Genomic DNA, 12796 nt, shown 5'->3' with positions numbered 1-12796 from the left:
ACTGGAATTGGATACAATTACTCATACATTATTTGGACTTACCTTATACGGTACTGTTGATAAATCGAATATGGATAAACGTACAAAGATGGCTTATTTATTTACGACAGTTGGTGCTAGCCAAATTCCTGATAGCGACGTCATTTCGAAGTTTTGGGATCATGAAGGAATGTATCAAATGTGGCACCGAGGAATTACTCACTCCATCTTCCTGTCTCCAATCTGGGCTTTATTATTATTTCTAATTTGCTGGTATTTCTTTCGTGTTCATGATAAAAGGTTATTTTTCTTAGGGTGGTTCGCAGTTTTCATTCACATAACGAGTGATTTATTTAATGCATGGGGAACAGGGTATCTTGAACCCTTCTCACAATTAAGAATTACATTCGGGACCATTCCTATCATAGATTTTGTTTTTTGGATAATTATTGGGACAGCTTATATATTATCAAGAAAGGGAAAGAAGAAAAAACCACTATATTTCCGAATGGCTTGGGTTTTAATCCTACTTCATGTGCTAATTCAAAGTGCTGAAGGGTATTATCTTTACCTTAAATATAGTAATGATTATGAACAAATTGCTCTATCAGCAGAATTTATACCTACAAATTTTCAAATCATTACGAAACAAGACCACACAGTCACAATTTTCGAAGATGGCATTTTCAAAACAAAAAAGAAAAAGTATGTGCTTGAATCTCAAGAGGATGCGAATTTAGACTACCTATTCGAAAATAAACCAGAAGCTAAAACATTGTATCAATGGGCACCATTCGTCGTCATCGTCGAAAACGAAAAACAACTAGGTCTATACGACCCCCGCTTTTATCGAAACGGTCAATCATTCCTGTTCGAATACACCAGCCCGGGAACGCATTAAAGGACTGGGGATAGTCCCTCAGTCCTTTAATGCGTTAAAGCGAGTTCTTAGTTAAAGCAAGCTGCACCTACGATGATTAATAGGATGAATAGAACTACAATTAACGCAAATCCTCCACCATATCCAACACCGCCGTAACCATAGCCGCCAAAACAACAAGGATTACATCCAAATCCGTATCCGTACATATGATCCACTCCTGTTCATTTTTTATTTTTAAATTTAAATTAGCACCAAGATGCTCCAATAATGATTAGCAGAATAAACAATACAACTAGTAATGCAAAGCCTCCGCCAAATCCAAAACCACCATGTGTACCAGACATTCTGAACTACCTCCTTCTTGAATCTCAATATATCCTATTCAAGCTTGTGGAAATGTGCGAATAACTATAGGCAAAATGGGCTTTTTCATTTTGAAAAGCGGAAGCGCCTTGGTCAGCCCCGACAAGCAAATGCTTCGGCATCCTGAAAGTCGCTTTTTGACTTTTGGGATGCCGAACATTTGACCTCGAGGGGCTAGGCGCTGTAGCTAGACAATTTTCGAAGTCTGAAAAGATTAAACAATCTTATATCATTTTGAAGTCGCTTCCTTAAGCTATAAAAAAATAAAAGTGCCCCTTCTATTAAGGAACACTCATGTATATTAAGCTTCAATTTGATACTGTAATAGGGAAAACAGTTTATTTCTTTCCTGATCGGTCAAATCTCGCCACTGACCAATCTCTAATCCATCCAAATGAATATTCATTATTCGAATTCGTTCTAGCTTCATCACCCGATAACCGAAAGCTTTACACATTCGTCTAATTTGGCGATTCAGTCCTTGCGTTAAAATAATTCGAAATACACGATCACTAATTCGTGTAACTTCACACTGCTTAGTTACTTCTCCAAGAATTTCTACGCCTCCTGACATTCCTTTTAAAAAGGCATTCGTTATGCTTTTATCAACAGTCACAATATACTCCTTTTCATGACCGTGTTCCGCTCGTAGAATACGATTAACAATATCTCCATCATTCGTTAAAAGAATTAACCCTTGCGAATCTTTATCTAATCGTCCAATTGGAAATATACGTTTCGTATGGTTTACAAAATCGATAATATTACCTTTTACATGCTTTTCAGACGTACAAGTGATTCCTACTGGCTTATTTAATGCTATGTAAACGGGCTCAGGTTTTGCCTTTATCGATTTTCCATCAATTAAGACAATATCCCCTGGCTCAACTTGACTCCCAAGTTCACAAATGTCACCATTTATTGTCACTCTTCCGGCCTCTATTAATCGATCGGTTTCCCTTCTAGAGCAGTAGCCCGTCTCAGCAATATATTTATTAATTCTCATTTGAATCCTCTTTTCCTATATCTTATAACTAAAATTATATAAAAAAATCGAAGTCAAGGAAACTCAGGTACCGTTAAAAATAACCTTCACTCACAAAAGTTAGTTTTTAATCTGATTCAAAGGAACATATTAATAAGTAAAATCATTTTTATAATATAGTAATTTTGATTAACGAAATATATATTTGTAGCCAAAATATCTATATTTTTGCTATTTACAAACTATTCTGTACGTTGTATTATTCTTTTACAAGTTTCGACAAAAATCTACATTTGTGAGGAAGACATCTATGAGTTTATTTCGAAAAAAATCCATAACAGCGTTACTTCTTGAATCAGAAAAAAAAGGTGCAGCCTTAAAAAAGGAATTAGGTGCCTTTGATTTAACAATGCTCGGAGTTGGAGCTATTATTGGAACTGGGATATTTGTTTTAACAGGTGTAGTTGCAAGCTTGCATTCAGGTCCAGCTATTATCTTATCATTTATTTTATCTGGACTTGCTTGTATATTTGCCGCACTTTGCTACGCCGAATTCGCTTCATCTGTCCCCGTTTCGGGTAGTGCTTACACATATAGCTATGCTACATTTGGTGAAATCATTGCCTGGGTTTTAGGTTGGGATTTAATACTGGAGTATGGAGTTGCCTCATCTGCAGTAGCTGCTGGATGGTCAGGATACTTCCAAGGTTTATTAAGTGGCTTCGGTATACATTTTCCAAAAGCATTAACGAGTGCCTATAATCCAGAAGCAGGTACTTATATTGATGTACCAGCAATTATAATCGTTTTGTTAATTTCAGTATTATTAACACAAGGTGTCAAAAAATCTGCAAAATTCAATACAATTATGGTTATTATAAAAGTTGCAGTTGTTTTATTGTTTATTGGTGTAGGTGTATGGTATGTCGAACCAACAAACTGGACTCCATTTATGCCTTTTGGTTTTCACGGTGTAACCATCGGTGCAGCTACTGTATTCTTCGCTTATATTGGTTTTGATGCAGTATCCACCGCAGCAGAAGAAGTGAAAAATCCTAAACGTAATATGCCAATTGGAATCATCGCCTCATTAGGTATTTGTACCATTCTTTACATTGTTGTAGCAGCTATTTTAACAGGAATTGTTCCTTACACTGAATTGAATGTGAAAAACCCAGTTGCTTTCGCCCTAAATTATATTCATCAGGATTGGGTTGCTGGATTTATTTCTTTAGGTGCCATTACAGGCATCACAACTGTCCTACTTGTAATGCTGTATGGTCAAACTCGCTTATTTTATGCGATTAGCCGTGATGGTTTATTACCAAAAGTATTTTCCAAGGTAAATGAGAAAACTCAAACTCCAATCCTTAATACTTGGGTCGTAGCAATAATTGTTTCTATCTTTGCAGGAATTATCCCTCTAGGAAAGCTTGCAGAATTAACGAATATCGGGACACTTTTTGCCTTTATCGTTGTATCTTTAGGAGTTCTTGTATTACGTAAAACACAACCGAACATAAATCGCGCATTCAAAGTACCATTTGTTCCGGTTATTCCAATTCTTGCTGTTCTATTTTGCGGTTATTTAGCTCTTCAATTACCCGCAACAACATGGATTGCATTTGTTATATGGCTGGTTATCGGGTTAATTGTTTATGTAGTTTATGGCCGACACAACAGCAAATTAAACCAACCACCTCAGTAATAGAATCATTCTGTTTAGTTACAAATAGGCCCAACTAAAAGAACCAATTCAACGGTCTTTTGGTTGGGCTTTCATTAATTTTGTTATAATATGACATATGAAATGAATAGAGGGGTTTGTCATGATTAGAACTGTTGCCATTGGAAAAGATAAGAAAATTTACACAGGAATTGAGATCTCAAAATTAACATCTGAGCATTATCAATGGTACTGGGTGGATTTTGATCAACCAACCGATGAGGAAATCAGCTATTTACATGAACCTTTTCAATTTCACCCATTAGCCATTGAGGATTGTATTCATACTTTACAAAGACCTAAATTAGATTACTATGAGGATTATACTTTCTTTGTAACCCAATCCATTAATTCCGGGACTTTTGAAAAAGAAGAAGTGAATTTTTTCTTAGGTGAAAATTATATTGTCACCTTTCACCAAAATCAGTCAATTGAAATGGATGATGTTTGGCAACGACTAATTTTATCAAAAAGTTCAAAAAATTGGGATCCTGCACATGTTTTATACTATGTACTAGATAAAATTGTAGATAATTACTTTCCATTAGTTTATCAAATAGAAGATACATTAAATGAAATTGATGATAACTCCAATCAAAAATCAATGGAAGCTTTACTTGATCATCTCTTTGAAACCAGACACCATCTTCTGATATTAAGACATACGATTTCACCAATGCGAGACCTCGCTTATCGAATGCTAAATTCGCAACGATTAACAGCCATTGTACATAAGAAGGAATATTTCTCGGATATATACGATCATTTATTGAAATTAATGGAAATGATCGAAGCAAGTCGGGAATTAACAACCGATATCCGTGATAGTTACCTATCCTTAAATTCACACGAAACAAATCGTGTCATGAAAGTTTTAACGATTATTACGACTATTTTTATGCCATTAACATTTATAGCAGGGCTATATGGGATGAATTTTAAGCATATGCCAGAGTTGGCATGGAAATATGGCTACTTCGGAACACTTATCATCATGCTCATTATAGCTATTACAATGTTTATTTGGTTTAAGAAGAAAGGTTGGTTTAAATGAAATATGACAAGAGACTAGCGTAAAAACACTAGTCTCTTGTCATTATTTCGACCCCATTAACCATTTCTCAAGTAACTGATTTTCTTTATCTTTATTCATACCCGCTTTCATCGATTGGCCATTATTGTACTCTTTATACCATTTTAGAGTATCATATGCTGTTTCAGATACTGGTCGGAAGGATAAGCCTTCAGATAAAGCTTTATCAATATTGGCGGCAAGCATTCCACTCATAATCTTTCCGTCGGATAATGGTTTATCTTCAGGGATCCATAGAGGCAATTCCATCCAAGGTCCTACCTCATTTTCTAACAAAAATTCATCCTCTGCCCAAATAAATTCGGCATCAGAATCAACTCCGCTTTTAATTGAGTGAAGCATTTCACTCATTGTTAATTCCTGATCGCTTCCAGTAGCATTAAAAATTCCGGTTTGCTTTTTCTCTACCATATGAATGGTCCATTTTGCTAAATCTCTCACATCAATAAATTGAACCATTCGATTTGGGTTACCTGGTGCTAAAATTTTCCCACCTTCACTTACTCGATGCACCCAATATGTGAATCGATCTGTCGCATCATATGGCCCTACAATTAATCCCGGGCGAATAACTAAACTTTTACCAGGCATTCGTTCTATTAACGTTTGCTCACATAAAGCCTTTAATTCACCATAATGGCTCATCACAGCAGCATCTGAATCCTTCGTTAACTCATCTGCTTCAGCTCGAGTCATTGGTAGACATTCTGCATCTTCTTTTATATCTTTCTTCGAAAAATCTCTATAAACCGAAATAGAAGATATAAATACATATTGATCCACTTGATCTGCTAATACATCGATGGATTTATCTAATGATTGTGGTAAATAACCGCATGTATCGATGACAGCATCCCATTTGTGATTCATCAATAAAGCGATATCTTGATTTCGATTTCCATTCACTTGCTCAACGTTTGGAAACAAATCTTTATTATTTCCCCTATTAAATAAAGTGATTTCGTGATTTCTTTTTAGTCCTTCTTCCACTATAAATCTACCTAAAAATCTAGTTCCACCAATAATTAATATTTTCAATGTCATCCCCCCAGTTTATATCGCTTAATTATATTCTAAATAATTTGAATACTGATTACAAACTGGAGTATGAACAGACATAATTTTTCTTTCGACATTTTATGTTTTATATTGTAAGCAAAATAAGTGAGAAAATTAACTGTCATTTTTCGACAAAAATTATTTGTTTCGTGTTCATTTTTGTGATAAGTTATTTCGGGGGAATTTGTATGTATATTGACCTATTAAATAATGTAGCTATTACATCGACGTTTTTATTTTTAGTCGGTAGATTATATCAGAATCGTTCATTAGACTTTACCTCATCTTTTAAAACGAGAGTGTATTTGGGTATAGGTTCAGGGATGTTTGGTATAATCCTAATGTTTAGTACCATCTATGTTACGGATAAGGTGATTTTGGATTTAAGACATTTAGCTCTTGTCATTGCGGCAATCTTTGGCGGTCCAATTTCATCGATCATTGCTGGTATACTTGTTGGAAGCTTTCGAATATTAATCTTTGGGATTAGTATTACATCCATATCAGCTGCTAGTGTGGCAATCATTATGGGAATACTTTTAGGATATTACTCTAAATGTAATATTCCTCTTATTATTAAATACATTTACATGAATGCTTCTTATGTAGCAGCGAGTTCCATTCTCATTTATGTTTTAGTTAATAATCCGAGAATTTCCAACCAATTTATTCCATTCTACTTAAGTATCTCTATTCTAGCCGGTGTTTTTATCTATTACTTCGTAGAATATATAAAGAAATCAAATGACAATCATCGATCGATTCTTTATTTTAAAGTAATGGCTGAGAATTCAACTGATCTAATTTCAACCCATCATATTGACGGGAGCTTTAAATATTTATCTCCTTCCTGTACCAAAATTTTAGGATATGAACCACAAGAATTAATTGGCAAGAATCCATATGATTTTTATCACCCTGCAGATTTCGAAAAAATTAAACAATCACACGCAACAATATTAAATAATAAGAGGGAATTTGTAGCAAGGTATCGTTTTAAACGAAAAGATGAAGAATACATTTGGTTAGAAACCACTTCAAAATTGATGATGAGTAAAGGTAACCAACAAGCTGAAATTATTTGTGCATCTAGAGATTTTACAGATCGGAAGCAAGTTGAAGAAGAGTTATTAAAAGTGAATGAAAAATTAAAGAAACTTTCAAATTTAGATGGATTAACAGAAATTGCGAATCGAAGAAGCTTTGACCATACTTTAGAAAAAGAATGGAAAAAAGCAATAAAAGAAAACACACCTATTTCTTTGATTTTGTTTGATATCGATCATTTTAAAATTTATAACGATACATACGGTCACCAACAAGGTGATGAGTGCATTATAGAGGTTGCCAATACAGCTCAATCTTTATTTACAGATGAAACTACTCTTGTTGCTCGCTATGGTGGTGAGGAATTTGCAATTATCCTGCCAAACAAAAACAAAAAAGTTTCCACCGAATTAGCTGAAGAATTAAGAAAAACGATTCAAAATCTAGCCATTCCACATATGAATTCAAAAGTAATACCATTTGTGACAATAAGTGCTGGAGTATCCACCATTATCCCTACCGCAAATAAAAGTCATTTACAATTAATCATTACTGCGGATGAAGCACTTTATTTAGCAAAAAAAGAAAGAAACCAAGTACAAACATTTGACCTCTAAAAGCTGGACAATTTTTGAAGTCAAAAAATTTTTTACTATAAAAGTAAAGCCCTTGTTGAAAAAAGTTCGACAAGGGCTTTTTTGCTACTTAATTTTTGAAACGATCAGACTACTTTACTTCTTGTGGTAATGATAAGCCTAATCCTGCTGCAATACGAGTTCCGTATTCTGGATCGGCCTTAAAGAAATGACCAATTTGACGAAGTTTAATTTCATCACTTTCTACAGGCTTCATCGCACCTACAATCGTTTCAACAAGACGTGTTCTTTCATCTTCACTCATTAATCGGTAAAGATCACCCGCTTGTGTGTAATGATCATTTTGATCATAAGCGACTTGTTCAGCAACACCTGAAACTGCAAATGCCGATTGTTTGTTTTCAGAAGTTTCTGTTGGTCCACCAAAGCTATTTGGTTCATAGTAAACGGATTTACCGCCATTGCCATCAAAGCGCATTTGGCCGTCACGTTGATAGTTTTTCACTTCACTGTGTGGACGATTAATTGGTAATGCATTGTGATTTGCGCCAACACGATAACGGTGCGCATCCGCATAAGCGAATATACGTCCTTGAAGCATTTTATCAGGTGACACTTCGATACCAGGTACAAGAGTTCCAGGAGAGAAGGTTGCTTGCTCCACTTCAGCAAAATAATTTTCAGGATTGCGATTTAAAACCATACGGCCAACTTCAATTAATGGATAGTCTTTATGTGACCAAGTTTTTGTCACATCAAATGGATCAAATCGATAAGTATTCGCGTCTTCAAATGGCATAATTTGAACATGCAATGTCCATGATGGGAAGTCCCCATTCTCAATCGCGTTAAATAAATCTTCAGTATGATAGTCTGGATTTTCTCCAGCAAGCTTAGCTGCCACTTCAGCTGTCATATTTTTCACACCTTGGTCAGCTTTGAAGTGATATTTCACCCAAACTGCATCTCCATCTGCATTCACCCATTTAAACGTGTGGCTACCATAACCGTTCATATGACGTAAAGTAGCTGGTAAGCCACGGTCCCCCATCAAGTAGGTAACTTGGTGCAAGCTTTCCGGAGAATGAGACCAGAAGTCCCAAACTGCGTTTGGATTTTTCAAATGAGTTTGTGGGTGACGCTTTTGTGTATGAATGAAATCCGGGAATTTAATTGCATCACGTATAAAGAATATTGGTGTGTTGTTTCCAACTAGATCATAATTTCCTTCTTCTGTGTAAAATTTCACAGCAAATCCACGTGGATCACGAACAGTATCAGCTGAACCTAGTTCGCCAGCAACTGTTGAGAATCGAATGAACATTGGTGTACGCTTCCCAACCTCTGACAAGAAGTTTGCTTTCGTATATTTTGTTAAGTCATTCGTTACTTCGAAATAACCATGCGCTCCCGTACCTTTTGCATGAACAACTCGTTCAGGCACACGTTCTCTATTAAAATGTGCTAGTTTCTCAAGTAAATGAACATCTTGTATTAATGTTGGGCCACGTGACCCTGCCGTCATAGAATTTTGATTATCACCTACGGGTGCTCCCCAAGAAGTAGTTAAATGGTTTTTATTCGTATTCATTTCAATCACCTCGTATAATTTGTCTACTAAACTTATGATAACATTTATCAATCAAAAATCAATACTTTTTTATAATAATTATAAATAAGTATTTAAATAAATTAATAGTCTATTTCTAAAATTCAGATATGTTATAACTTGGACTCATTGAATGTATATTCAAAAATGAAGAAAACTTGTCACTTTATTTCTTAATTAAAAAAATGGAGACTCCAAACATATTAATGTATGAGTGAAAGCATAGACTACAATGATTTCATGCATATTATGTACCGAGTATATAAACAAAGTAGCGAGGTGGATAAATTGGAATTTCGAGTTGAAAAAGACACAATGGGAGAAGTAAATGTTCCTAAAAACAAATTTTGGGGTGCCCAGACACAACGTAGTAAAGACAATTTCAAAATCGGTTTGGAGAAAATGCCGCTGGAAATCATTCATGCATTTGCGATTTTAAAAAGAAGTACAGCAATAGTAAATGAAAAACTAGGAAAACTAAGTCCCCAAAAAACAAAAGCAATTGTATATGCTTGTGATCAGATAATCGAAGGAAAATTAAACGATCATTTTCCTCTAGTTGTATGGCAAACTGGCAGTGGCACACAAAGTAATATGAATGTGAACGAAGTGATAGCCTATGTTGGAAACGAATGGTTAACTGAAAAACAATTCGAGGAACGAATTCATCCGAATGATCATGTAAATATGAGTCAAAGTTCGAATGATACCTTTCCTACAGCCATGCATATTGCAGGTGTAAAAGCAGTATCTGAAACCTTACTTCCATCAATAGAAATTTTCACTTCTACCTTACAAGTAAAAGAAAAAGAGTTTTCTTCTATTATTAAAATTGGTCGAACCCATCTTCAAGATGCGACCCCATTAACTCTTGCTCAAGAAATAAGTGGATGGGTACATATGCTAGAACGATCTAAAGAAATGATTTCCGACTCAATCAGTAAGATGCAGTCCTTAGCAATCGGTGGAACTGCCGTTGGAACAGGTATTAATGCACATCCGCAATTCGGTAAGCTTGTAGCAGAAGAAATATCTAATTTCACAAAACTCTCATTTCATTCATCTATAAATAAGTTTCACGCATTAACGAGTCACGATGAAGCTGTATTTGCTCACGGAGCACTTAAAGCATTGGCTGCAGATTTAATGAAAATCGCCAATGATGTAAGATGGTTAGCAAGCGGACCAAGATGTGGGATTGGCGAGATTACGATCCCAGAAAACGAACCTGGTAGTTCAATTATGCCTGGAAAAGTGAATCCGACCCAAAGCGAAGCAATGACTATGGTTGCTGTTCAGGTGATGGGAAATGATGCAGCGATCGGATTTGCCGCTAGCCAAGGGAATTTTGAATTAAACGTATTCAAACCCGTTATTATTTATAATTTCTTGCAATCTGTAAGATTGTTGGCAGATACCATTGATTCTTTTCGAATCCATTGTGCTATAGGTATTGAAGCTAATATCCCAGTAATTACAAAGTATTTGAATGAATCACTTATGCTAGTAACCGCACTTAATCCTCATATTGGATATGAAAAAGCAGCAGCCATTGCAAAATATGCCCATAAGGAAAGACTTTCATTAAAAGAAGCGGCTATCAAACTAGGTATGTTGACGAAAGAAGAATTTGATCGTTTTGTAAAACCTGAAGAAATGATACAGCCAAAGGAATAAATTGGGGATTCTGACTTATAAATAAAAAAACGGGTATTATGAAGGTCTCATAGTGACCGTTCACTGCCCGTTTTTTAAACTCATTTTTCTTTCTCCATTTTTTCAAACTGTAATCGATGTAGTACTTCTGGCGGAAAAACAATTCGACAGATTATTTTTGACATTTCTTGATAATTCATTGGGTTTCCACTTTGAACTTCCTTTTGTGGTCCACATTCAACCAACATCATTATTGACCATGTTACTAAATCTAGATCTAAGTCTTGCCACGTCAAACCTTTTTCCTTCGCTATTACTAATCCCGAATGGATGCGGGCGTGCATTTTTCGTTTCGCCTCTTGGAGTACATCCGCTAATTCCGGATCCTTAGGCAATAATTCGGGTAGCACTTTATGTATTCCTAAATTATCCAACCGTTTATAGTGCGCATGTAATATAGAGGAAAGTACATGTTCAGGATCTTCATTTATCCAATTTGGCTCAGGTGGCAATAAATTCTCTAATTTATCCTCTAAAAGTGACATTAACAATTGTCTTTTATCAGAAAAATATCGATAAAAAGTTCCCGTTGCTACCCCTGCATGCAAGGCAATATCTTTAGCCGTCGTTTGATCATAACCTTTCTCAATAAATAAACAACGACCACTCTCTAATAATAGAAGTCTTTTTTGTTGGGCCCTTTCCTGCTTTGGCATAAAAGGGAACGTTCCAACTAATTGTCCATCATCTTTTTCTGACATTGTATTCACCTCTACCAGTATCATACCACAAAAATCAAACATGAACCAAAGTTCAACTTTTCCATTGACACTTTCTAATTGACTATGCAATAATTGAACTACAGTTCATATTTTTATACTATTCTAGTATTCTAAGTAATCACTTACGAATCTTTCATAGGGAGTTTGATGAAAATGATCTCAAACAAGCCGGCTAAAAAAGGTGACAAAGTCCTTTTTACGAAAAAAGATGTTTCTCTTATTGGGGAAGTTTTGACTGTAAATGACGAAAATATAGTCGTTCAACTGAATCATTCAGATGCCAATCGAATGAAAATTAAATCTCCAGTAACAGAAGTTTCACACGACAATTATAAACTAGTTATAATATAATAAATAAACATAGAAATACCCTATAAATTTTTATCTAATTGGAGGTTATGATGAATGACAAATAACTCTGAACCGAAATTAGCGATAAATTCAACCGTTTCTTTAAAAGGAATTGTGAAAGCAGTATTCAACGATACAATCCATATTCAAATTGGTGGAAAGATCATTGCACTTCCAGCTTCCATTATCTCTCGATAAAATAGTAAATTTATAAGCTTCAAACCTTAAAAGGTTTGAGGCTTTTTTATTCATATTTTATTGTTGAAACTTTCTTATCCTTCCTTCGTAAATAACCTATACTCGTTTTTATTTATTTTTGATATGATATTTTATAATAAGAATATTCCCGCTTATCAAATAATTTATATTGATTATTAAAAATCGAAGGAGGAATCCAGGTGTCTACAGGTTTAGTTGCCGTCGTTTTAATTTTTTCACTTCCAATTATAAAAACAATCTCTTTGCATTTTCAAAAGCAATCTCAGCTGAAGCATCAGATGCTTAAAGATGAACTTGAACTGGAAAAACTTAAACACGAAAACTTTTTGATTGAAACAGAAAAAATGAAGCTCGAACTCGAAAAAATGTCATTAAATGGACCAAATAACGATCTTAAACTTTAATGGATCTACATATTAGATTTATGGTAGCCTAGGGAGGAAATTAG

General features: G+C 34.9%; 14 protein-coding genes. 8 read left to right on the top strand and 6 right to left on the bottom strand.

All coding sequences use genetic code 11. The features are described from left to right. Nucleotides 1-7 precede the first annotated feature (7 nt). The gene (locus ACFSO7_RS04700) at nucleotides 8-880 is read left to right on the top strand and encodes a metal-dependent hydrolase (protein WP_377875751.1); all 873 of its coding nucleotides are present in this window, start codon (nucleotides 8-10) and stop codon (nucleotides 878-880) included. A 47-nt stretch (nucleotides 881-927) separates the two neighbouring features. On the opposite strand, the gene ACFSO7_RS04695 is transcribed toward ACFSO7_RS04700, so the two are convergent. From ACFSO7_RS04695 to rluF, 3 genes are all read right to left on the bottom strand, one after another. Then, nucleotides 928-1068 carry a YjcZ family sporulation protein gene (locus ACFSO7_RS04695; protein WP_377875749.1) on the bottom strand — a complete coding sequence of 47 codons (141 nt, stop codon included), beginning with the start codon at nucleotides 1066-1068 and terminating at the stop codon, nucleotides 928-930. A 39-nt stretch (nucleotides 1069-1107) separates the two neighbouring features. Beyond that, a complete protein-coding gene (locus ACFSO7_RS04690) occupies nucleotides 1108-1206 on the bottom strand; it encodes a YjcZ family sporulation protein (RefSeq protein ID WP_377875747.1) in 99 nt (32 codons plus the stop codon). Between the two features lie 320 nt (nucleotides 1207-1526). Continuing rightward, nucleotides 1527-2231: a 23S rRNA pseudouridine(2604) synthase RluF gene (gene rluF / locus ACFSO7_RS04685; RefSeq protein WP_377875745.1), complete on the bottom strand. Its 705-nt coding sequence runs from the start codon at nucleotides 2229-2231 to the stop codon at nucleotides 1527-1529. 289 nt (nucleotides 2232-2520) lie between these two features. Between rluF and bcaP the strand changes: the two genes are divergently transcribed. Continuing rightward, on the top strand, nucleotides 2521-3918 hold the full coding sequence (gene bcaP, locus ACFSO7_RS04680) for a branched-chain amino acid transporter BcaP (protein WP_377875743.1): 1398 nt from the start codon (nucleotides 2521-2523) through the stop codon (nucleotides 3916-3918). Between the two features lie 121 nt (nucleotides 3919-4039). Continuing rightward, nucleotides 4040-4990, top strand: a complete 951-nt coding sequence (gene corA / locus ACFSO7_RS04675; RefSeq protein ID WP_377875741.1) for a magnesium/cobalt transporter CorA — start codon at nucleotides 4040-4042, stop codon at nucleotides 4988-4990. A gap of 42 nt (nucleotides 4991-5032) precedes the next feature. Here the strand turns inward: corA and ACFSO7_RS04670 are convergent, their stop codons facing one another. After that, nucleotides 5033-6067 carry an NAD-dependent epimerase/dehydratase family protein gene (locus ACFSO7_RS04670; RefSeq protein WP_377875739.1) on the bottom strand — a complete coding sequence of 345 codons (1035 nt, stop codon included), beginning with the start codon at nucleotides 6065-6067 and terminating at the stop codon, nucleotides 5033-5035. Between the two features lie 209 nt (nucleotides 6068-6276). On the opposite strand from ACFSO7_RS04670, the gene ACFSO7_RS04665 reads away from it, so the two are divergent. Then, nucleotides 6277-7752 (top strand): diguanylate cyclase domain-containing protein, encoded by a 1476-nt coding sequence (locus tag ACFSO7_RS04665; protein WP_377875737.1) that lies wholly within the window; start codon nucleotides 6277-6279, stop codon nucleotides 7750-7752. 109 nt (nucleotides 7753-7861) lie between these two features. Here the strand turns inward: ACFSO7_RS04665 and katA are convergent, their stop codons facing one another. Further along, complete coding sequence (katA, locus tag ACFSO7_RS04660; protein ID WP_377875735.1) at nucleotides 7862-9322, bottom strand: catalase KatA; 1461 nt, start codon at nucleotides 9320-9322, stop codon at nucleotides 7862-7864. 306 nt (nucleotides 9323-9628) lie between these two features. Between katA and fumC the strand changes: the two genes are divergently transcribed. Further along, nucleotides 9629-11017: a class II fumarate hydratase gene (gene fumC / locus ACFSO7_RS04655; protein WP_377875733.1), complete on the top strand. Its 1389-nt coding sequence runs from the start codon at nucleotides 9629-9631 to the stop codon at nucleotides 11015-11017. 80 nt (nucleotides 11018-11097) lie between these two features. Here fumC and ACFSO7_RS04650 read toward each other — a convergent pair whose 3' ends face one another. Next, nucleotides 11098-11757: a TetR/AcrR family transcriptional regulator gene (locus ACFSO7_RS04650; protein WP_377875731.1), complete on the bottom strand. Its 660-nt coding sequence runs from the start codon at nucleotides 11755-11757 to the stop codon at nucleotides 11098-11100. A 174-nt stretch (nucleotides 11758-11931) separates the two neighbouring features. On the opposite strand from ACFSO7_RS04650, the gene ACFSO7_RS04645 reads away from it, so the two are divergent. From ACFSO7_RS04645 to ACFSO7_RS04635, 3 genes are all read left to right on the top strand, one after another. Further along, on the top strand, nucleotides 11932-12129 hold the full coding sequence (locus ACFSO7_RS04645) for a DUF2187 family protein (RefSeq protein ID WP_377875729.1): 198 nt from the start codon (nucleotides 11932-11934) through the stop codon (nucleotides 12127-12129). A gap of 54 nt (nucleotides 12130-12183) precedes the next feature. Next, entirely contained in the window at nucleotides 12184-12327 is a 144-nt protein-coding gene (locus ACFSO7_RS04640) for a hypothetical protein (protein ID WP_377875727.1), read from the top strand. 200 nt (nucleotides 12328-12527) lie between these two features. Further along, complete coding sequence (locus ACFSO7_RS04635; protein WP_377875725.1) at nucleotides 12528-12752, top strand: hypothetical protein; 225 nt, start codon at nucleotides 12528-12530, stop codon at nucleotides 12750-12752. Nucleotides 12753-12796 lie beyond the last annotated feature (44 nt).

The organism is Bacillus sp. CGMCC 1.16607, from assembly GCF_042683745.1.
Lineage (GTDB): Bacteria > Bacillota > Bacilli > Bacillales > Cytobacillaceae > Pseudoneobacillus.
Note: the sequence above shows the minus strand (reverse complement) of the source record. Positions and strands in the feature narration are given on the sequence as shown.